At 45.1% G+C, this 22,182-nt stretch carries 20 protein-coding genes and 1 pseudogene; 2 read left to right on the top strand and 19 right to left on the bottom strand.

Annotated features, from left to right (window positions below; translation table 11 throughout):
* Positions 1–238 precede the first annotated feature (238 nt).
* The 11 genes from PLA01S_RS14480 to PLA01S_RS14430 all read right to left on the bottom strand — a co-directional run bounded on the left by PLA01S_RS14480 (position 239) and on the right by PLA01S_RS14430 (position 14,000).
* Positions 239–793, bottom strand: a complete 555-nt coding sequence (locus tag PLA01S_RS14480) for a dihydrofolate reductase family protein (protein ID WP_127592822.1) — start codon at positions 791–793, stop codon at positions 239–241.
* Positions 794–920: 127 nt separating this feature from the next.
* Positions 921–1,952, bottom strand: a complete 1,032-nt coding sequence (locus tag PLA01S_RS14475) for an alpha/beta hydrolase (RefSeq protein ID WP_127592979.1) — start codon at positions 1,950–1,952, stop codon at positions 921–923.
* A gap of 349 nt (positions 1,953–2,301) precedes the next feature.
* Complete coding sequence (locus tag PLA01S_RS14470) at positions 2,302–2,664, bottom strand: hypothetical protein (RefSeq protein WP_246059514.1); 363 nt, start codon at positions 2,662–2,664, stop codon at positions 2,302–2,304.
* Between the two features lie 112 nt (positions 2,665–2,776).
* Positions 2,777–3,553, bottom strand: coding sequence for an SDR family oxidoreductase (locus PLA01S_RS14465; RefSeq protein WP_127592821.1), 777 nt, complete (start codon positions 3,551–3,553; stop codon positions 2,777–2,779).
* Between the two features lie 323 nt (positions 3,554–3,876).
* Positions 3,877–4,839 (bottom strand): glycoside hydrolase family 43 protein, encoded by a 963-nt coding sequence (locus PLA01S_RS14460; RefSeq protein WP_127592820.1) that lies wholly within the window; start codon positions 4,837–4,839, stop codon positions 3,877–3,879.
* A 59-nt stretch (positions 4,840–4,898) separates the two neighbouring features.
* A complete protein-coding gene (locus PLA01S_RS14455; protein ID WP_127592978.1) occupies positions 4,899–5,954 on the bottom strand; it encodes a glycoside hydrolase family 88/105 protein in 1,056 nt (351 codons plus the stop codon).
* A 71-nt stretch (positions 5,955–6,025) separates the two neighbouring features.
* On the bottom strand, positions 6,026–7,678 hold the full coding sequence (locus tag PLA01S_RS14450) for an extracellular solute-binding protein (RefSeq protein WP_127592819.1): 1,653 nt from the start codon (positions 7,676–7,678) through the stop codon (positions 6,026–6,028).
* A gap of 53 nt (positions 7,679–7,731) precedes the next feature.
* Positions 7,732–8,631, bottom strand: a complete 900-nt coding sequence (locus PLA01S_RS14445) for a carbohydrate ABC transporter permease (protein ID WP_127592818.1) — start codon at positions 8,629–8,631, stop codon at positions 7,732–7,734.
* A 14-nt stretch (positions 8,632–8,645) separates the two neighbouring features.
* Positions 8,646–9,737 (bottom strand): ABC transporter permease, encoded by a 1,092-nt coding sequence (locus PLA01S_RS14440; RefSeq protein ID WP_127592817.1) that lies wholly within the window; start codon positions 9,735–9,737, stop codon positions 8,646–8,648.
* A 124-nt stretch (positions 9,738–9,861) separates the two neighbouring features.
* A complete protein-coding gene (locus tag PLA01S_RS14435; RefSeq protein WP_127592816.1) occupies positions 9,862–12,132 on the bottom strand; it encodes a helix-turn-helix domain-containing protein in 2,271 nt (756 codons plus the stop codon).
* Positions 12,133–13,076: 944 nt separating this feature from the next.
* The gene (locus tag PLA01S_RS14430) at positions 13,077–14,000 is read right to left on the bottom strand and encodes a phosphotransferase family protein (RefSeq protein ID WP_246059512.1); all 924 of its coding nucleotides are present in this window, start codon (positions 13,998–14,000) and stop codon (positions 13,077–13,079) included.
* Between the two features lie 409 nt (positions 14,001–14,409).
* On the opposite strand from PLA01S_RS14430, the gene PLA01S_RS31970 reads away from it, so the two are divergent.
* Entirely contained in the window at positions 14,410–14,583 is a 174-nt protein-coding gene (locus PLA01S_RS31970) for a hypothetical protein (RefSeq protein WP_164817423.1), read from the top strand.
* Positions 14,584–14,787: 204 nt separating this feature from the next.
* On the opposite strand, the gene PLA01S_RS14425 is transcribed toward PLA01S_RS31970, so the two are convergent.
* The 8 genes from PLA01S_RS14425 to PLA01S_RS14390 all read right to left on the bottom strand — a co-directional run bounded on the left by PLA01S_RS14425 (position 14,788) and on the right by PLA01S_RS14390 (position 20,771).
* On the bottom strand, positions 14,788–15,234 hold the full coding sequence (locus PLA01S_RS14425) for an SRPBCC family protein (protein ID WP_127592815.1): 447 nt from the start codon (positions 15,232–15,234) through the stop codon (positions 14,788–14,790).
* A gap of 11 nt (positions 15,235–15,245) precedes the next feature.
* The gene (locus tag PLA01S_RS14420) at positions 15,246–15,680 is read right to left on the bottom strand and encodes an SRPBCC family protein (protein ID WP_127592814.1); all 435 of its coding nucleotides are present in this window, start codon (positions 15,678–15,680) and stop codon (positions 15,246–15,248) included.
* Positions 15,681–15,682: 2 nt separating this feature from the next.
* On the bottom strand, positions 15,683–16,183 hold the full coding sequence (locus PLA01S_RS14415; protein ID WP_127592813.1) for a MerR family transcriptional regulator: 501 nt from the start codon (positions 16,181–16,183) through the stop codon (positions 15,683–15,685).
* Between the two features lie 266 nt (positions 16,184–16,449).
* Entirely contained in the window at positions 16,450–17,097 is a 648-nt protein-coding gene (locus tag PLA01S_RS14410) for a DJ-1/PfpI family protein (RefSeq protein ID WP_127592812.1), read from the bottom strand.
* 250 nt (positions 17,098–17,347) lie between these two features.
* Positions 17,348–17,941: a YdeI/OmpD-associated family protein gene (locus PLA01S_RS14405; protein ID WP_127592811.1), complete on the bottom strand. Its 594-nt coding sequence runs from the start codon at positions 17,939–17,941 to the stop codon at positions 17,348–17,350.
* A gap of 130 nt (positions 17,942–18,071) precedes the next feature.
* Positions 18,072–18,758 carry an endonuclease/exonuclease/phosphatase family protein gene (locus PLA01S_RS14400; RefSeq protein ID WP_127592810.1) on the bottom strand — a complete coding sequence of 229 codons (687 nt, stop codon included), beginning with the start codon at positions 18,756–18,758 and terminating at the stop codon, positions 18,072–18,074.
* A gap of 457 nt (positions 18,759–19,215) precedes the next feature.
* The gene (locus PLA01S_RS14395; protein ID WP_127592809.1) at positions 19,216–20,148 is read right to left on the bottom strand and encodes a hypothetical protein; all 933 of its coding nucleotides are present in this window, start codon (positions 20,146–20,148) and stop codon (positions 19,216–19,218) included.
* A gap of 62 nt (positions 20,149–20,210) precedes the next feature.
* Complete coding sequence (locus PLA01S_RS14390; RefSeq protein ID WP_127592808.1) at positions 20,211–20,771, bottom strand: pyridoxamine 5'-phosphate oxidase family protein; 561 nt, start codon at positions 20,769–20,771, stop codon at positions 20,211–20,213.
* 327 nt (positions 20,772–21,098) lie between these two features.
* On the opposite strand from PLA01S_RS14390, the pseudogene PLA01S_RS14385 reads away from it, so the two are divergent.
* Positions 21,099–22,182 (top strand): annotated as a pseudogene (locus PLA01S_RS14385) (IS3 family transposase); the annotation flags it as partial.

Genomic DNA, 22,182 nt, shown 5'->3' with positions numbered 1-22,182 from the left:
ATTAGTTTAAACTAATATTGTTGTATTTGCAACAAAAAACATGATGAAAAGGTAAAGCCATTTTTAAACTGCGATAAATGAATAAATGACCACTTCAATGAAATGTTCTGATTCATCGAAATGGTCATTTTTGCTTCTGCCCGTTAATTGAGAAAACGGCAGACGTTCGTTCTAGTCGGCACCGTTGTGTCATCATTGAACACAATTATGGCATCTTCTCAAGGCTGACGTGGGTAACTTACTTCCCGTTCGAATGATAGATTAGCTGCACAACCCCAGAGGAGAACGTTCTTGTGTTAACCAGCTTTAAATTCAACCTTTGTTTGATATCCGTAAACAACGGTTTTCCTTCTCCCAGAACAACAGGGTGAACAGATAATCTGAATTCATCAACAAGCCCCAAATTAATAAAAGTTGTAATAAGACTTGCTCCACCATATAGCCAGATGTCTTTGCCAGACTTATTCTTTAACGCATATACTTCTTCAATAATATGATCATTGATGTATATTGCTTTATGATCGGTCGCTTTCTGTGTCCTGGAAAACACGTATTTTTCTTTACTATGAACGATTCGCCATATTTCTTTTTCAGTATCCGTATGATCTATTTCTGGAGTGAATTGCCCCCATAAGTCATAGCTTTTTCTTCCATATAAAATGGTATCAATTTGATTTAAGAAATCAATAAACCCCATCTCAGAGTCCATAATGCACCAATCTACTTCCCCATTTTTCCCTTCAATAAAACCATCTAATGTAACTGCTAAATCTAAAATGATTTTTCGTCTCATGGTTTGTTACTCCTTTCGGGATATACCACTCATTGTAGACCATCAATATGTCATCTTATGTCATATTAATAACAAGCCGGTTTTCTTACGATATTCCCCTTAAGAATACACTTCCATGAGAGGCGGTTCAATTTATAAATGTTTCGGTCATCCACTGATAAAATTTCTCCTTCTCTTCGAATTGAGGGTAATGTGCGGATTGCTCATAAGCGATAAATTCCTTTGAATCAGCATCCATGCTGTCGAAATACGTTTTTGCTGCATTCGTTGAAGTCATGTAGTCATATTTCCCCATAATAAAATAACACGGGATTTCAAGTTTTGTTACCAGTGAAGGCAAGGGATGTTCCAATACCTCCTCTAACAAAACCTTTTGTGATAAGGATAAACCATAGTTGTAACGAATGACATCCAGTAGGTTATACTCGCTGCTTAATAAGGTATCCAGGTTATTCCCATCGGGGTTATCGATAAGCCTTGAAGCTCCGCCGTATTTCATGACATAATATCGCGGGGTAAACGCATCGCCATTTTGGATTTGATTCGCGAATCCTTCTAGCTCCAAGAGATCATCCGCGTTACCAGCTTGCTTAGCCTGGGTAAACACGTAGTTCAAACCGTCAATCTCGCTTTGTACCGTATCCCCCATTTGACCAATGCCAACATAGGCCTCATATTTTTCGGGAGCTTTATGGGCAGCCTGCATTGCAATATATGTACCATAAGAATGGCCGATGAGAATGACTTTCTCTTTGCCTAAGCGTTCCGATATATAATCCGTGATAGCCAATAAGTCATCCACCAGTAGGTCTGAAGAAAGATTCGAGTAGTCCTCGAAAAAATGATAGGATTTTCCGCTTCCTCTTTGGTCGTAATTAACCACGGTAAATCGCTCTTCCAATAAGTCTTGGTACTTCGCGGCGTACGGTATTTCTGAGCATCCAGGTCCTCCATGCACAAAAATGATGACCGGATTATGCCTGTCTTTGCCACGGATCATCATTTCTTGACGGCTCCCATTTATCTCTACTTGTTCAAGCATGCTTATGCTGGTTTCGCCTTTGATGGAGGAAGTCCATGTAGGAAAGACAAGAGCGGCTATGAGCAGCGATAGGATAGCTACACCTATCATTTTTACTCTTTTTCTAAAGTTTCTCATTCTCATATGACTAACACCTTTCCACTTATATATTGTTGTAAATTTGGGTAGGAAACAATGCGGATCCCATTAATCTCATCTTAACTAACAATCGATCACGCCAAATCCTTCTTGAGGCTGAAAATGACCTAGTCTTTGGTCGAAGAATGAACTTTGCGAAAGAGACTTTACTTATGATGTAAACCAACATTTAACGCGAACCTATCCATTAAAAACAAAAAAAGCCGCCGATTGGCGACTTCTTGTATGTTTAAAGTTATTGTCTCCCGGGATAGGGACTATCCAGCTATACCCAACGGATAGGTCAGTTCGTTGCACCTCACCTATGCCTTTTACTATGCGGCTGTCTTTATACGTAGGCATGCTGCGGACCCAATCGTTCGAGAACTCGGTCTAATTGCCGGGTTAGATAAGGCGAAACGTCGCCAAGCCCGCTCACTGCTTCTAACAATGGGAAGGTTTGCCCGCCCCACGGACCTTGCGGATCAAAGACTTGTCTGCCGACTCGCAAGCCCTCTGCTGTCATCAAGGAGTTTAATCGTTCCAAACCTTCAACAAGCAGACCGACCGGCAGCGCTTTGTTCCTCCGCAGGGACCATTCTGCCAAGTAGGACATGCCACGCAATATATCGTATTCGAAAAATCTCGGGAAGCAAGGCTTCAGCCACTCCTTATCGATGACGTTCTGCCACACCGTTTGATTGGTTACCATCCTGCTATCTCCTTTTTTGTTCGCCGCGCTTTCTTATAACGCGGCAAAGCTGCCGAATCAACCATGGATCGGCAGCTTTGCTTTTTGAGCTCTGGCAATCACAATGGTTATATCAGCAGAATCCTCCATCTGAATGAATAATTTGTCCCGTAACCCATTCGGATTCTTCACTTGCTAAAAAAACGATTAGCTTTGCAGCATCCTTAGGTTCACCGATTCGCCCCATCGGGAATTTTGGTAACAAGTATTCTTTCAATTCACTGTTCATCCATCCACTATCCGTTGGTCCAGGATCTACGGCATTAACCGTAATGTGAAGCGGCGCTAGTTCAAGAGCAACGGATTTCGTAAAAGTAGAAACAGCCCCCTTTGTTGCTACGTATGCCAAATTCCCAGGCTGAGGCGACTTGTCTTGACCTGATACCATGTTAATAATTCGACCACCATGTTTTCCTTCTATATGACGAGCAAACTCAACCGTCAAAAGAAACGTTCCTCTAATGTTCACACTATAATGAGCATCGAGGTTATTTGCATTGATGGAACGAAAATCTACGTCAACGGAATGCGTTGCATTATTCACAAGAATGGATGGGGAACCTAGTTTCTCATGAACCTCATCAAGCAGTATACTCGGTGCTTCTGATTGCGAAAGATCCAATTCCATGGATTCGCACCTTACTCCATAGCTGCGGATCTCCTCCATAAGATGCTGCGACCAGTCTACGTCATCATCCATAAAATAGTTCATACCCCGATCATACTTTGACCAATGCGTGAAAAAAATGTCTGCGCCTTCTCTGGCTAATTCTCGGCATATTGCAGTACCGATACCTTTTTCTCGGCTAGCTCCAGTAACAATCGCGATCTTATTCATTAATCGTTTCATTAAAAGCATCTCCTCGCGGAAACGCTGAACAACGTGCTAACGGAGATGTATGCTCACCATTCATAAAAACGAACACCCTAAAAAAGGCATTCGCTCGGTGTGTTTATAGCACATGAACCCAGCGATCCTATAATGGTTTAACTGAAAATGGCCAAATGAACCCTTCAATCAAAAAGGGATCAACAAATCCATTCAACTACGTAACCATTAAAGGATATCTCCCATTTCGGTCCATGCTCCTTTCGTACATCTCCTTTCACATATGGTATCATAATTCCAAATTGTAGTAAATTATGGTTCGGTAAAGAACTTCTAGACCTCGCTTACTGACGGGATCCCCATTTGGACTGGATAGCTTCAAATTCGGATTTGGTGATCGGCAGAATTGAACCGTGACGTTTTTTTAGTTTGCCGAAATCATATTCTTCCGGTTCAAGCTTCCTCCAGCATGCTCCTGTCCAATCGCTCATGTCCGTCGTTATGATTGGCAAATATCCTCCGCTAGTTGAGTATTGGTCAACGAGTAGACCCCATTTTTCCTCGCCATTGAATTTAAAAAACTCCGGACCTTCGACGTCCTTCCCCGTCAGCGTAAACCCGAGTGACTCTAGCGTCGAAATCGCTTTCCATTCTCCCATTAGACGGTCGCTTGTCTCGATGGTGATCTGCCCGTCGCAGGAAGCCCGGAAATACTTGTCGCCGGCTTTAATCATCGTTGTGTCGATAATCGTACTTTGTTCACCTCGGGTTATATAAATCTCGGCTGGCGTAAACGTACGGAAATCCTGCGTTTTGCAGCAATAAATATGCAGCCCGCGGCCATCGCTGGCGCGAGCGTCCCGGCTGGAAGCCCAGAATATCAGATAATCGCCTTCTCCCTCATCATAAATCGCTTCCGGTGCCCAAGCGCAGCCCGCTTCCTCGGGAGCCAGCTCTACCATGCGCGGTTCAGACCAGTTCACCAAATCCGGTGATTCCCAGATAATCAGCGAGCGGCTGCCGGTTATCGTAGCCTGGGAATTATGCCAACCGCCGCGATGACAGATACTAAGGTCGGTTGCGAGCAGATAGAAACAGCTGTCGTCCACGCTCCGAAGTATAAAGGGATCACGAGCTCCCTGTTCCCCAACAGCAGATCGCAAGACAGGTTGGTTCCGGTTCAGATCCTTCCAATGGAGTCCGTCTTGGCTCAGAGCGAAATAGATTTGCTCGCCGTCCTCCTGCTCGCCGGTAAAATGAACGAACAGATATCCGTACAAAGATTCGGTATTTTTTGAATTTTGCATTGAGTGTCCATCTGCCTCCCGACTTCTTCGAAGTTTAAACGATTGGATCGCTGCCGATGCTATGTTTGCGATTCTCCTTGCGATTCGACAACTTCGATGACTGCAGCCAGGAACGCAAGTGTCAGTCCTTGTCCCCATCCTTGTGCCCACTTTCGGTCAATACCGAGATATCCTTCAATATCGTTCATGACAGCCGTTCCCCCGGACACGTTCAAGACCCGCCCGTTGTCAGCAATATTGGCAAGAACGCCGTCTAATGCTTTCCGGACTTGCTTCGCATGAAGCGGATTGCCCTGCATCACCATCGCTGCCGCGATACCCGCTGTCGCCGATACTTCGCCGTAGGCTTCCGGGTAATCGAGCACAGTGCCCCACAAGCCGTCCTCTTTCTGCAGCCTTTTGATCGCCGCGAGCTGATCGCGTAAAGAGCTCCATATGTGCATCATTGGAGGATAAAGATAGCCTTCCGGCAGCCCTCTTGCTGCACGTGACATCGTATAGGCCGCCCATGCGTTGGCCCGCGCCCAATGGATGCCGGACATATGATCCTCTTTAACGTGGTTGTAGCCGTGATACCATAGACCGGAATTCTCGTCTTGCAGGTAATGAATATGCCGCTCGAATTGATGCAAGGCGTCGTCAATGAGCGTCTTCTTCCCGAGCAGCACGCCGACCCGAAGCTCAAAGTATGCCGCCATGAACAGGGTATCCGCCCAGCACTGCTCGGGAAAATCATTATTAGCCGAAACCGTATGCTGAAGCACCCGGTCTCCGAACCGCAAAGCGTGATGTTCCAGATAATCGATTTTACTTAAAATGATATCCAGATATTTTTGTTCCTTCGTCTGTTCATAAAGGGTGAGCAGCATGTGCCCCATCGCGCATGTATTCACGGTCCATCCTTCTGGCAGGCCCGCTTCCATGTATTCCTCGACCCAATCGATCATCCGTTCCAGGTAAGAATGCTCGCCAGTCACGTCGAACATGCGGCTGACGCCATAGAATGCGACACCGCCCGGCCAGTCCCATGTCAAATCCATCCCGAACGTATAGTTGGCAACGCGCTTCGCGGCTTGCTTTAAATCTTCCGAAGTGATATCCATTTTCAGATTCATCATGCCCTCCATATTATGTAGAGCTCCCGCTTACGGCAGGAGCCCCGAAGTTTTAGTTTGGATTATCGCGATTACCGGAAATGGCCGGCATCAATCGCTTCTTGCTTCTCGTCCAAGATTTCTTGATAGCCGGCATCGAGGAATTTCTGCTTGGCCGCTTCGTACTTCGCATCAAACTGGTCTTCCGGCGCAAGGACAATGTCCAGATACAGCTCCTGGAAGAGGTTGTTTAAATCTGCCTTATACTCGTTTACTTTCTCAAGAACTACAGTGAACAGCGGGTCCTGGATCTGATACGGTTTTATTTCTTGCCGATATTTTATCATGTCTTCGACAATTTGCTCGTAACCGGCAGGCGTCCAGTTGTTTTTGTTGGCTTTAAGCGTGAGTTCAGGCGTTTCAAATGTAGGCGCTTCCGTTATAAGTGCCCAATAGTCCTTGTTATTGTTCTGGGATAGTACGGATTCGTCCTTGAAATCCGGGTCTTTCACCGGCAGGCCATCGGAATCAAGCGTATAGTTTTCCCCTTCTACTCCGTTCTGCAGGAACATCAGGTTCTCCGGTTGGCTCATCCACTCGAGGTACATCCATACGGCTGCGCGCTCCTCCGCCGTTGATGCATGGTTGATTCCCATGATCAAGCCAAACGTCCAGTCGGCGCGGCCTTGCGGCACATTGCCCTCCGGCACACCAGTCCCTGGAGGAATTACGGCAAATTCAGCTCCCGGATTGTTCTTCAGTGTAGCTTCGAACACGTCGGTGTTGTTGGTAATGTACAGTCCGTACGTGCCTGTATTGCCCGCAACAAACTCGGCCTTGAGCTTGTTATCATCGTCGCGAAGATAGAACTCTTTGTCAATAAGTCCGTTATGATATTGATAACTTAAGTTACGCAACCATCCTTCGGTTGCCGAGGTCGTAAAGTCCGCAACAGATAGATCTGCATAAAGTGCGTGGACCTTCGGGTCGGTCGGCCAATCCCGGAAGCCATAGCTGTAGTTGAACACATTTCGTGTCAGACCGGCCCCGGCAACTCCGATTCCTGCTTCCTTCCATTTCATGAGCATTTCATTGTATTTCTCGAGCGAGGTCAAGTCCTCGACCTTCATCCCCACTTTCTCCACCCAGTCTTTACGAATGATATTAACAAAGTTGCCATAGTTGTTTAAGTCCGGACGCTTACCGAAGAAAAATGTATTTTTTCCATCCACGACGCCATATTGCTGAATCGTCTCGCTCATATTGCTCCAATAGGTTGGCGCATAGTGTTCAATCTCTTTCCAGTCCAACTCCTGCATAACACCTTCTCCGTAGTAAGCAAGCGCCTGCGGCATGTCATAGTGGAAAATGATATCCGGCGCCTTGCCAGCTGCGAGCAGCTGCTGATAAGTCGTAACTTCGTTTGTGCGGGCGATCGGGGTGAACTTCACTTCGATATTATATTTGTCGCCGAATTCCTTCTGAATCCAGCGCGTGTAGTAGTTATCGGTTACGTTCCAGCCTTCGAACGCACGTTCATACACGGGAATTTCCATGGTAACTCGTTCCGGGAAACCTTGCGAATAATCGGGATAACTGCCTGCGGCGTTTTGGCTTGGTGTGGTGCCTTCATCCGATGGAGAAGGCTCCTTCGAGCTATTGGTGCTATTCCCCGTACAGCCGGCCATAAGACCGGCAATGAATAGTAAAGCCATGAACATAGACATGATTTTCCGTTTGCTCATCGTATATCCCCCTTTTTAAATCTCATCCTATCGATGCAAAAGAATCTCAAGCACTATTCCTTGATAGCTCCAAGCATGACTCCCTGGACAAAATACTTCTGAATGAACGGATAGACGCAAATGATCGGCAACGTCGCAAATACAACACATGCTGCTTTGAGCACTTCAGGATTGCTCAGCGAGACTTGCGTCATCTCAAGTTGAAAGCTCTCGCTTGCCTGAACAACCAAGTAATACAATTTCAACTGCAACGGCCGCAGATCGACATTATGCTTAATGTAGAATAGGGCATCCTGATAAGCGTTCCAGCGTCCGACCGCGTAAAAAAGGGACAATGTCGCCAGAATCGGCTTTGAGAGCGGCAGTACGATGCTGAACAGGATCCGGAAATGCCCCGCCCCATCCATCCGAGCCGACTCTTCCAAGCTGACCGGAATATTGCTGGAGATCGAAGTCCTCAATATCAGCAGGTTGAACGCGCTAAAGGACAGCGGTAAGATGAGGGACCATATCGTATCGAGCATCCCCAGGCTGTTGATCAGCATATATTCTGGGATAATGCCGCCGCCAAAAAACATCGTAAACATAAAGATGAAGGTAAAAAATGAACGTCCCTTAAGCTGCTTTCGCGATAGAGGGTATGCTGCACAAATGGTGACGATCATACCGATAATGGTGAACAGCACCGTAATTACAACGCTTACATAAAGGGACCTCAGGATACTCTGATCAGCGAAAACTTTGCCGTAGGCCTCCAGAGTGAAACCCGCTGGCCAGAGAAACACCTTGTTAGCAATAACGTAAGCGTCTTCGCTTAGAGATTTTGCAACGACATGAACGAATGGAAGCAAACAAGCAAGTGAGGCAGCAATAAGAATGAGACGGATCAGGATATCCCATATGTCCAGTTTCCTGGTGCGGCGAACGGCATAGCTGCTAACGGATGTTTTCATCGCTTCCCTCCTTTCTAAATGACACCGTCTTCGCCCAGTTTCTTGGCAACCCGATCAGCAATTAATATAAGGACGAGCCCCACGACAGCCTGGAACAACCCGAGAGCAGTTGCTCGGCTGAAGTTCCCGCCTTCAATGCCCCAGCGATATACCAAAACGGGAATGGTTGTAGTGAACTCCGTAGTGGCTTTATTCGCTAAGGCAAACACACGCTCAAAGGAACCTGCCATCACGTGGCCCAAGTTCAAAATCAGCAATGTCACGATCGTCACTCGGATCGAGGGCAGGGTAATATTCCACATTTTCCGCCACCGGCCTGCACCATCCACGACCGCCGCTTCATACAACTCTGGGTTAATGCCGCTTATTGCGGCCAGGTAGATGATCGTCCCCCACCCCATGCTCTGCCATACGCCAATGAAGACATAGCTGAGCAGCCAATTGACGTCTTCTTGAAGGAACGGGATGCGTGTCCCTCCCAGATGCGCGATCAGATTATTGATCATACCGGTTCCTTCGCCCAACAATTGATAAGCGATTGCGCCGATAATGACCCAGGACAGAAAGTGTGGCAAATAGAGCAGGGTCTGATTTACGCGCTTGAATAGAACGTTCTTGACCTCATTAAGTAATAATGAGAGCACAATCGGCATTGTAAAGCTAAATAAAAGGTCCGACACATTCAGCAAAAGCGTGTTGCGAATTGCGCGACTGAATTCGGATTTTGCGAATATGTCTTGAAACACTTCGAATCCGACCCATTCGCTGCCCCAGAATCCCTTGGCAATCTTAAAATCCTTAAATGCAAGCACGAGACCGCTCATCGGCGCGTATTTAAAAACCAATACAAACGATAGAGGAATGAGGAGCAGGAAGTAGAGCTGCCAATCCCGACGAAGATAATAGAGAATCCCCAGCTTCTTATCTGTTAAGGGGATTGAAGCGGTTTCATTTTTGGATACAGTGACTAGACCTTTCAAAATCTCACCTCCTCCATTCACGATCTCCCCGACTCGGTTCCCTAGTACGGTGACCTCGAGGTTGGACTTATCATATCGCCCCGATCGTCCGCAGGTAAACGCCGAATATTGATACATTTCCGTCATGATTGATTCCATATTTAGCCGATTCGATATTCAAGTGAGTGCAAGAATCAGTATTGACTAATCGAATCAAATATTGCGATATATATCGCTTCACTATACCTGTGAAATTGGATGGGTTGAGCCTTCACGATGTTCTGGACCTCTGCATCTTATAGCTGCTCGGCGGCATCCCTTCAAATTTTCGGAACAGACGATTGAAGCTTCGAACATTCATGCAGCCTACCTCGGATGCAATCTGCGCGATTGACAGGTTACTGTTCAGAAGCAGCTCTTTTGCCTTCTCGATTCGCAGCAAGTTGAGATAGTCCGATATACTTTTCCCCGTTTGTTCGTAGACAATTTTTCGCATGTAGGAGTAACTGATTCCGATTTCTTTAGCCATCTCTTCAAATACGATTTCCTCACGGTAGTGCTCATTCAAATAATGAATAATTCGCTCGGCGTATTTGTTGGATGCGCCCGGCGAGCGCGTAAGGTAGTGAACAATCTCGCTGTAAAAGCCAATAACATATTCTTCAAGCTCATCAAGCGTATCAAAAGAAGCCAAGGCAGCGTAAATGTTCCCCCGCCTCGTGAATATCCGCGCTGTGCTGACATTATTCTCTCTAAGGTGTTTAATGGTCACGCCAACCAATTGATGATAGATGAACAAGATATTATCGTAGGACACGTATTCGGCAGAACGGATTTCGTCACGAATGATTCTCAGTTCTTCGATGATGTTGTCCAGATCGCCATGTCCAAGGAAGTTGAGAATTCGTCTTTCGCTGTTAGCGGGATAGATATATTTCTTGTCCCGTGCTTCCTCCTCCTTCCAGTACGTGATGCCGCCGCTGCCGGCGATCATCCGCTGCTTGATCGCTTCCAAGGCCTCCCCCAGTCGATCGGAGACGAGACTAATCGAATCTGCCGGACTGCTTACGCCGATCGTTACGGAGTACTCCAGCAATTCAGCCGCAGTGTTCCTCATCCTATCCAGCGCGTTATGAATGCCGATTCTATGGTTGTCATCTTCCTCCTGACTGTAGTTGATCAAAATTACAAAGTGACCGTCACCATGATAGACGCAGCGCCCATAAACCTCTTTCGGGAACAAATGATCACACTTCGAGAGAAGCAGGTAGCGATGGTAGCTGCGAGTTTCCGGATTGTTCCGACTGATATACTCTCGATAGCCATCGATAGAAAGGACGGCAACAAGAAAGTGCGAAGCTGGGAAGATTTCTTCGGCCTGAGGCGTCACTTCCCCCCGCAGCAAACTATAAATGGCGTGGCTCTGGGCATCCTGCTCGCGGATGCTGAGCAGCTTATAAAGTCCTTCCTCCTCTTCTTGCATTCGTCTGAATGCCGCCTCCAGGAATACAAGCTCATTTTTATCCTGTACCCCTGGATTGACGCGTCCGCGAATCGTTCGAACCAATTCCCTTGCCGGCTTGGACAACCATGTTGCAATAAATACGGTCAGTATGGATCCCGCAAAAATAATAACAATCGTAAGCAAGATGATACCTCTCTGCAAAGAGTGGGGTTTGTTCATCAGTTCGTCGACCGAGTATATACTCACGTTCGTCCAACCGAATTCGTTCGAACGGGACCACGCGTACAGCAATCGCTCGCCGCTTAGCTCCCGAAACATGTAGCCTTCAGACAATTCTTGTCGGGTGATTTCGGTAATAATCGGCTCCTCATAGGCGTTCTTGAGCAACAAACCCTTGTCATGATGGGAGATGATGACACCGCTTGGCTTCATGAGCAAATAGCCTTGCTTCCCCGATTTCGTTGATCGCAAATACTGCTCGATTTGACGCTCCTTCAAATTGACCACAATCGTTCCGCGAGTAGCGGTTGAAAGACGGTTTAGAGGGAGCGCAAACGATATTACGTTCACTCCCGAATCAAGCCTTCGCGGATACCACACGCCGCGTATCCCTTTTTGCTCAAGAAGCGCCTCGTTCAGCCAGTCGATGGATTCATATTTGTCCAAACTCGTAATGCCTTTATCCGTCGAAATCACGTAATTCGCATCGTCGAGGTAAAAGAAAGACGAATACACCCCATCAACGCTCTGATTCAGATTCAACAATTCCTTGAGCACCGCCATCGCTTTGCTCACATTCATATAATCCTTCTTGAGCTCCGCAAGGGACTTAAACGGGCGGATTCGATCAAAGATATCGGTGCCGCCAAGGCGTACCGTATTCTGTGACAAATTGTTAAGAGCGTTCTCGTTTAGCTCACGATTGGCATTTAGTTCTGCAAGCGAAGTTTCCGCGAAGGCATGCTCCGAATTCCGTAGAATCTGAGAGCTGCTGTACCAGGTTAAAATTGCCATCGGAATGGCCATGATGCAGAATAGGATCAATGCCAATTGCATCATCATCGGAATTCGCTTCATTGGACCCCTCCATCCTTTAATTGGTTGTATTAGAATCAACACAGATCAATAAAGCGCTTTCATATGTATGAGTCTTGTGCAACAGCATGATTAGAATTATTGAAACTGGGGATCTATTGAATGGTTCTTCGTTCGTTAGCCTCCCTTCGTTTGATCATCAAAATGAAAAAAATCCCCAGGTTATTTCCTTTCGGAATGATAATCCATTCTCCTGCCGTTATAACAGATGACCAGGAGTTTGAAAACATTATCTTTTTACCTTCTTGAGCGGGATTTAGACAAAAAGGTAAATTCGTCACTCGTTCATCCATAATTCGAAAATCGGCGCACATTGCTTATTACGAAATAAGCTGAGCCATCAGGTGGCGTCAGCTTATATGCGTTATAAACCTGAAAAATATTTTCATGAAGGGCTCGTATGAATTTGATTCGTAGGGGCTGCAGTGGTTACCTGGCACTTTTAATTGAAATGCTTTATATTTGTCCATTGTAAGACATAGTCAGACATGGTTCATTTTAAAGAATGGATCTCATGTTATGTTAAGCCCAAATTCTCCCACTCGTAAATCACCAATAATGATATTTTTGATCAATATCTGATTCGATCCTAAAAATGAATCATATTTTACCATCTTGATCAAAAATGACATGCCATAAATCTGTTGCATTAGATATCTAATCGACTACATATCTGCACCACACATCCGCGCAATTAAAAGAGCGGGAGGCTTCTCCCGCTCTAATGATGTAAGTACGTTTAGATGATATCTGCTTGCTTGATTCTCATTTTTACGATGCCTTTCGGCTTTTCACCAGGTAAATGTACATCAGCTCTGCTGCCATGGCCCGATTGGTAACAGCCTTCGGAGACAGCTTGCCTCCACCGGTGCCTTTAACCAATCCGGTAAACTGAATTGAGACACAGAAACACGGATCAATTTCTGCTAATCCAAAATCATGTCAACGACTTGTTTCGCAAACGCAGCATAGGGCTCAATCAGATCAGGACTTTGATCAATAGCCCACCTGAGGTTATCGAAAGCCCTTAATAGCAGCAAATGCCTCATGTCATCAAGGTCTTGTTCACGTATCCCGTACCCGTCTAAAAACGCTTTGAATTCCTCAATATTCGGGCCTTCTTCTAGTCCTAATATTTGGTACTGCATCAATTGAGTAACAGCTACATGCGGTACCACGCTTACTTCTGCATTGCCCCAATCCAGCAATATAACTTGGTTTGCCTGATTGACCATCGTATTCTTTAAAGAGATATCTCCATGATTTAAACCGAAGCGGAACGTTTCTTTCTTCAAATTCTCGAACAGCTTTCTCACTCTCTGCGATTCCACCTGCGTAATTACGCCAAGCTTAATCAAGCGATCATGCTCCGTCAAACTATTGATATTATACTGCACGTACCCGTGCCAACTGCCATCTGATCCTGCATGAGAAGGTGACTGAAACTCACCATGGACTGGATCAATCAGATTCCCTCCAAATCCTTTCACTTGAATTGAATGAATAAGCTTGGCATATTCGCCAAGCTGCCTCCAAACTTCGGACTTGGGAACCGTACTGTCTAACCCGTTGTCGCCATGTATAAATGTTTGAATCATATATGCTGTTTCATCAACGATACCAATGGACAACACCTCAGGCCCTGGAATGCCAACTGCGGCTGCTTGCTCGATACACCATTTTTCTTTGACAAAGCTTGGAAATGTATCTTTATCGTTCATGCGGACAACGACTTTACAACTCTCCGTTTCGACTACGCAAACCTGATTTACGATACCTTTACCTATGATCTGGTATGATGTTTTCGGTTGTTCTAGTAGAAAATCGCCTGTTATTCGTTCTGCTTGCATAACTACAGAGTGCTCCATCGTATCTTTCATTCCTTTCAATAAAGCTCCACGATAAAATGTTCTATCACATAGAATACCAAACTGTAGGAGATCATGACTGGTAAAGATTCGTTATTAACTAAACTATACTGGCCGTAAGTTTTAACAAAAAGGCAGTCGATCCTAATGACCAACCTGTTCCATTATCCGTATTGTGTGAAAGAAGGCGAATCTGCTTGTGTTCTTATTTGCTTCTCTTGTTTTGTCGCATCTGATGAGGCGGCTGATTTGTCGTCTTCCCGTTTCTCCTGCATGGTTCCGTATCTATACGCAGCTGCCTTATCAGCAACTCTCCCATCCCTTTTCTGCATAAATCTGATCTCAATACACATTCTATATGGTACAGCTTAGAAAAAAGGTGGAATGTGAAATGGCAAATAACAACAACTATAATCATAATCAGCATGATCATACGGATAATAATGGTCAGCGGAAGAACAAAGTACATGGTGGGGAGTATCGCAATGGACGTCTTAGCCAAATTAAAAATAATAACCCGGATGGCGAAGATGTTCCGAATGAGTTTGTAAGTCGAAAAGAGTAATAGGAACACAATGGATAATCCTTCAATCTGGCTCTGTCTTCAAATTTAATTATGCGAGAAGGTGTCGATTTCCCCTCCTCAAGATACAAGACCCCCACTGATTCTTCGTTTGATCAGTGGGGGTTAATATGTTCATCGACGTATTCTGGTAATAACTACTTTCGGTTGTTGGGGAAAAGAATACCTTCTGCATATTCTCAAAATCTACACCATTAATTCTTCCAGCAAAGCGTTCAGCCGATCTAAGTTTTGTTCATTGGCCTCGACGCAGTATTGCTTAGCTTCTTCGAACTCCGCTGCTTTCATGAATAGCTGGCGAAAAATGACCCTTGTACGGTCGCCCAGTTCCTCGAAAGTAGCCGTCAACTGAAATTCGTGGCCTGACAAATGCCTGAGTATGATTCGCTCCAACGGCAAGATTTCCTCAAAAACGTTATGGTTGGGATAGTCAACGCCATCCGGCCCATGCATGACATACCGCCATGTACCACCCGGCCTTAAGTCGAATTCATGAAAGGTATTGGTGAATCCATTCGGTCCCCACCAACATGCCAACTGATCCGGATTGGTCCAGGCTTCAAAGACCCGCACACGCGGAAAATCGAATTCTCGCGAAGATATAATTTCGTTCTCACCAATAGTAGACTTCATGGGTATACCTCCTATTCGAGTGTTTTGCCAAGTGTATCAAGCATTTCATTCGTGCCATGCTCACGCACTTCCGGCGTATCATACCCGTCGAAAAATGCCCCTTGCTCGGTGAAGACCAGCTTTGTGCCGCCCTTGGTCGGGATGAATTCGACTGTTGTGAGTGAAACGGACATACGAATGTCGTCCGAATCCAGGGAGTAGCTATAGACGATGCGCTCTTCCGGCACAATTTCTTGGTAGCATGCGTCAAAGGTAAAGACGGGACCCTCTGGCGGTCCTCCTCTGCTGTATTCGCGTCCTCCGACACGGAATTCGAAAATATCGGGTTTTGAGAACCACTTTGCTTTGGCAGCCGGATCGGCCCAAGCTTGATAGACCTTTGCAGGCGAAGCTGTATAAGTCCGCTCCACAACGAAGGTAGCATGTTTGACAAATCGTTCGTTCACGGTTATTCCTCCCTTAATTTCGATTCTTTCTCTTCCTCGGCAATGAAATCACCCAATAAATCCAGATGGTGCTCCCAACTCGTTCTCCGCTCGATGACTAACTTCTCATGGCTCTTTTTAATCGCTTGCATGAGATCGGTGAAGTCTTCCACTGCTAATGGAGCCTTCCCCTGCATCGACTTGGATACATGATGAAGCTGTTCAAGGAGCATTTGCTGCAGCTTGATTTGTTCTTTGATTCGGGCTATTTGCAGGTTGACGATCTCTACTGGACTCATCTGCTCGTCGTTCAGGACAGACTTGACCTCCTCCAAAGATAAGCCTAATTCCTTAAGCGATATAATCTGCTGCAGGCGTGACAGGTCAGATTCATCGTACAGCCTATGTCCGGAGTCCGTCTTGCCGGATGGCGAGAACAAACCGATTTGATCGTAAAATCGCAAAGTCCGCACGGTGAGTCCCGTTTGTTTGGCAAGATCCCCCACCTTCCAATTTCGTTTCATAAGTGCTCCTTTGTTAGCGCTAACTATGTACCGGTAGATTAAGTATAAAAGATGACGTTACGTTAGGTGCAATCGAAATTTTTTATTTTGGTAAAAAAACAACTACATGAATCCCCACTTGAACACATATTGTCTTTCTGAATATATACATGTCGCTACATCTTAATAGCAAAAGAAGCCGCGAGTTCCGCGACTTCCTATGCGTATATGTTCTAATCCTCCGACAATCCTCTACTCCAATTACAGACTCTTTATTTGAGTATGTTTTAATTTCTGATGGATGAATTACTCTCTTGCAGCGTCTCCATCATGATATAAAAATATTGACTGTCGCCAGTATTGAAGTAGTTATACCAAGCTTCCAACGTTTCATTCTTAAATAGTTCCAGCAGCGCAATAACCTCACGCGCTAATAGAAGTCCGCCGGCAGCACCGGTTGTGATAAGATTGCCGTCTACAACGATCTTCTCGTTTTTATAATAGGCAGCACCTTTGTATGTGGGGCAGAACAGAGTTAAATACTCCAGACTGTTGCTCGTGTGTTGACGATCATCCAATAAACCGGAATTGGCAAGTGCGGTGGTCGCACCGCATATTGCTGCAACTTTGCCGCCTTCGTCCAGCAGTTGTTTTGCTTTTTGGACAACGGGTGCATGTTCGGGATCATTCCAATGGTCTGCCCCCGGCAAGAGCAGAATCGCGGTGGTTTCATGCGTGATCTCATCTACCGTCAGATCCGGTAGGATCGTCATACCGCCCTTTGTTGTGATCGGACGTTTGGAAGCCCCAACCATTTTGACAGGAATACGGCTCCCTCGATTTTTAAAATATTGTCCCGAGTTAAGCTCTGCGATTACAAAGCCAAGCTCCCAATCCGCTATCGTATCTAACACGTAAGCATAAGCGTATTTCATGTACTCCTCCTTGATTATCTATGATTTCGTTAGTACCGTTTGATTTCCAACGCTAATTGTAAACGTCAAATGTTGACAACGGTATGTCAGTGATCCATAGGATAAGAGCGTCCTCCACTTTCTGATCGAAGCGAAGTACTTCTAAATTCCCACGCCACCCAAATAAGTGCTAACTGCAAACAAAAAACTCCGCGTCTAACGCAGAGGTTAGTCTATGTATAATCTAGTCGTTCCACAGAGATAACATTTATTAATCATTTAATCCCTTTCCAGCTAGGATATGCGGGATATATTTTTCAACCCTTGATTCTCGGGTTTTGGATTGCTTGGGTGTAGAAAAATGGAGAAGGTAAGCTCTTTGTCGTCCCGGCGTCAATGCTTCAAAAGCCGTCTTTAAGCCTTGGATTTCTACGAATTTATTTTCTAATTCTTCCGGTATAATGTATTCCGTATTCTTTTTATAGGTCACTCGCAAACCCGCCTTCTCAACTTCAATGGCTTCATCAATATATGTTTTCAAGATAAGTTGCATTTCATCGATCTCTTGAACATTGGTGAACCGGATCTGACGCGCTGCCTGAACATTCGCTGTTTGTTGGATTAGGATCCCGTGGGGATCTTTTAACAATGCGCCTTTGTGAAACAGAAGCGCACAGTAATCCTTAAATCCATGAATCAAAACGATGTTTTTATTGTCAAACGTGTAACAAGGATGCATCCATTTAAAATCCTCGGTCAGCCCGCAGTCAAGAGCGATTTCTCTCAGCAGCTTGAATTCTTCCTTCCACTTCTTAAGCTTGTTAAAATAAGGATCAATCTTTGAATTCCTCTCACCTTTGATCATCAAGATACCCCTCCTGAATTGAAAATCTATAGATCATGACATTTTTCATTATCCTCTAGAAGTTGATTCAAGCGCAACATATTCTAGAGCCACCATTTCCCCTCATTTTACTCCCAATAAAGTCCATATGTTACTGCCCGCGAATATCTGCAATGACCGGATAATGATCCGAAGCGTCGTATGGAAGAACTCGGGCTGTGGCCCGTTCTGTCGGCATGTTTACAAAGATGTGATCGATCTCCATACCATTTTCCATGGTAGGCAGGTTGTTCTGAAGAGTGACTTTTGTCCATTGGGAGCTCAACCGTTTCATGAAAGGATCGTCCATCTCCATATTAAAGTCCCCAGCCAGGATCGTCGGTTGTTCCAGTTTCTCTAAAGCATTCCAAAGAATGGGGTTCTGTTTTATCCGCTCTTTCATATGTACTCCCAAATGGGTATTCACTACTGTGACCACGTCTTCATTAATTTGCAGTTTTACCATTAAGATACTCCTTCTCTCTTTAGACCCGCCAATATACTGTATTTCTTTTGATATTATCGGATAGTGGCTTAAAATGGCGTTTCCATATTGAACGAAAATGAAGTTAACGCTAGGAGAGAAACAAGCGTGCATCCCGAGCAGTTTAGCCAGCCTTTTCAGCTGATCTCGAAAGCCGCTTCGGGGCATAAAACGGTCCACCCCTTGCAATGCAACAATATCCGGTTGGGCTTTTGTGATTACTTTCGCTATGCGGCTCAAACTGGCTTTCCCATCTAATCCTTTTCCATGCCGTATACTGTAGGACATCACTTTCAGATTGATGTTGTCATCCATAGAATTCACCTTTTCCGTATTATGTAATATTCGTGTAGTTTACGATAGAGATAAAAGCTAATATTCCAAAGGAAACGATGAAATCTAAAACCAAGCTTATCCCCGCAACCCTTTGTTATTTTTTCACAATAGGACAACATTCATGAGTCTCAATTAATGGCAATTGCTATAAATATCTTGTTACAGAAAAGCAATTCACCCGAGACGATGGTATATATAATTTCTTGCCCATTTCGGTTAACAATGCAAGTTCTTGTCCTCCGCTCGGGACAAGAGCTCACATCGTTAAAACCAAAAAAGCCGCGATTTCAGCGACTTTGTATGTGTTATGTTCTTGTCCTACGACTTTCTATCGTCACTTCTATGTGTTTTTGTCGCCAATCACAGCTTCGGTTCTGTTAACGCTAGGTCAATTTTCAAATAGCATCGGAAACGTTTTTGATTGTAACTGACCCGTTCATTGGATCAGTCCTGTGATCAACTGCAAATCCATACCCGTTCCGCTAATTAATAATCGTTCCTTCTTGTTTCCGAGTAACTGCTGGGTCCAATCCACGAAACCGCCATCCACAATGTTCACTCCATCCACATACACTTCGAAGTTCAGGCCTTTGTAATACTGGTTGGTGCTATCTACCCTGTCTTCAATAAATAAGCAGGAGGGAAACTTTACATTCAAATGATCAACCAATCTATCCAACAAACCTTCTGAATCGGTATAGCCCTTCCGCATATGAAGAAATACCTTAATCTCCTTACCTAGTTTCTCGCCGTAATAATTGAGATAGAAATCGATATGCCGGGTCAGCGAATCTTTTTCGAAGCGATAAGAACCGGTATCTTTTCCTGAACTAACCAAGGTAAATAAACCGAAATGAGGAAGGACATTGGCATTTTTAAACCATTGCCCTCGAGTGACTCTGCTGGCCGCGCAAACATGCACATCGCTGACGCTGTTGTTTATTGTTTTGTTCTTTATGCCATTCGCCAGATAGATCGCAAGCATATTGGTGCTGTCCGACATCAATTCGACGCCTCTTGTCGCTGAAATCACCTTGTTTTGATCTACCTTCGCAATCACCGAACAGCTTCCCAGCGGGCTAGCTGGAGAAAGTTCCAGTGTGGTAAATCCACGATGTTCAGCCAATTCGAGCATATCAAGCTCTATTTTCCTCAGCTTTATGGGACTGAGTTCGGAAGGCTTTACAAAACGATTCGCCGTATATTTGTTGAGCAAATCGACGGGAGAACTTTGAGCCGTAATTTCTTTTGAAAGCGCGAGAAGAAGTGTCGTCATTTCCGATTGCGACAATGTTGTCGTCAGTTCCGTAATCAAACGTTCATTTCCTAATTTCGCGAGGATTGTATGTACGATTTGGGGATGTTCCATACTCCATCTTCAACCTCCTCAAAAGTCACTCTTATTCCATCGCCCAACGCGAGATACTACCGCTATGTCCTTATACGTTTCCCTAGAGACGTCGGCAATCGGTCGAGGCTGCTCAAGTTCTTTTCCTGCCAGTAACCGTGCAAGCCTTCTTCCCCTTTATGCTCCGCCCACCGCTGGAGCGTATCCCTCTCCTTCTCGTACGTCATGAATGGCACCGAATAACCGCAGGACGTCTGGACTTTATGTATATCGACCGTAATGATCTGCCGGACTCCAGGCAGCGGTTCGAACATTCCGTATACCCGCTCCCACTCGCTGTCCCCCGGCAGAATGACCGTTCCGGTTCCGTACAGGCGCAGAATGTTCGGCGGACCCTGGAATGCGCAGAACATTATCGTGATTCGGCCGTTCTCTTCAAGATGGGCGCTGGTCTCATTGCCGCTCCCGGTCAAATCCAAATACGCGACCTTGCGATCGGACAAAATCCGGAACGTGTCATATCCCTTCGGCGACAGATTGACATGCCCATCCCGCGATATGGGCGCCGTTCCGACAAAGAACAGGTGCTGCTTTCGGATAAAGTCCGTATGCTCGGGGAGCATGGCCGGAAATTGTTTTCCCATTCGAATCCCCTCCGATGAACTTGTATTTTGGCTTCATTCACGCGTGAACACCGCCCCAGATCGAGCACTCTAAGCATTCGGGACGGATCGCTTGCTTCATTCGTGATCTCGCTCTTGCTATACGTTCATTGTATTCTAAGCCGCCACATAAATATAATATATTCTTAACCTGCATAGATACACTCCGGTTATGAATGAGGCGACTAGTGGCCTATTCAGCAGCTCCGGATCTTCTAGTAAACGTCATTCATTAATAAAAAAACCATCATGATTGAACTGCACCCCAATTGTTAGACACCATCTAACATTGGAGGTGCAGTTTTTTCTATGGCTAATTTTAGTCCGGACGAAAAATTACAAGCGGTTATACGTTATCAAAATGGATCAGAAAGCATGAAATCGATTGCGAAATCAATAGGACTTCATCATACTGTCCTATTACATTGGATTAGACAATATGAGCACCATGGTGAAGAGGTCTTTAAAAAGCGCTATACACCGTATTCCGTACAGGATAAACTAGACGTACTTAATCATATGAAAGAACACGGGACGTCTATTAGAGAGACAGCTGCAGTATTTAATATTGCGAGTCATAGTACCATTCTAAGCTGGCAAAGAAGCTTAGAATTACATGGAATAGACGCCCTACAACCAAAGAAAAAGGGGCGTTCATCCATGAGAAAGGATCCAAAACAACTGAATGATCAAAAGCCTGTAGAGGGGTCTGTAGAGGCTTTACAAAAAGAGATAGAACTTTTGCGTATGGAGAATGCTTATTTAAAAAAGTTGAACACCTTAGTTCAAAACAAGGAAAAATCACCAAACAAGACAAAGCGCAAGTAGTCTATGAACTAAGGAACCAATTTTCGGTGAAAGCACTTCTGCAGCTCGCAGATATCCCGCGTAGCACGTATTACTACTGGGTGAATACATTCGGTATGCCGGACAAGGATTCTGAGTTAAAGGACGTTATTCAAGCGATTTACGAGGAACATCAGGGGCGTTACGGTTATCGCCGTATTCGAGATGAGTTAGTGAATCGCGGTCACCATGTAAATCATAAGAAGGTGCAGCGTTTGATGAACGTGTTGGGATTGAAGTGTCTGGTACGCATGAAGAAATATCGTTCATATAAAGGTTTGATTGGCAAGATTGCACCAAACATTCTAGAGCGTAACTTCCTCGCGGAAAAGCCAAATGAGAAGTGGGTAACGGATATAACAGAGTTTAAATTATTTGGAGAAAAACTATATTTATCTCCCATGTTAGATCTTTATAATGGGGAGATTATTACGTATACGATCGGTTCAAGACCAATCTATTCCCTTGTTTCAACAATGTTAGATCAAGCATTCAATCGACTAGCGGATGAAGATACTCTTCTGATTCATTCGGACCAAGGCTGGCA

It is taken from the genome of Paenibacillus lautus NBRC 15380 (assembly GCF_004000945.1).
GTDB classification, from domain to species: Bacteria; Bacillota; Bacilli; order Paenibacillales; family Paenibacillaceae; genus Paenibacillus_AQ; species Paenibacillus_AQ lautus.
The sequence above is the reverse complement of the archived record's forward strand: the minus strand, read 5'-3'. Positions and strand labels throughout refer to the sequence as shown.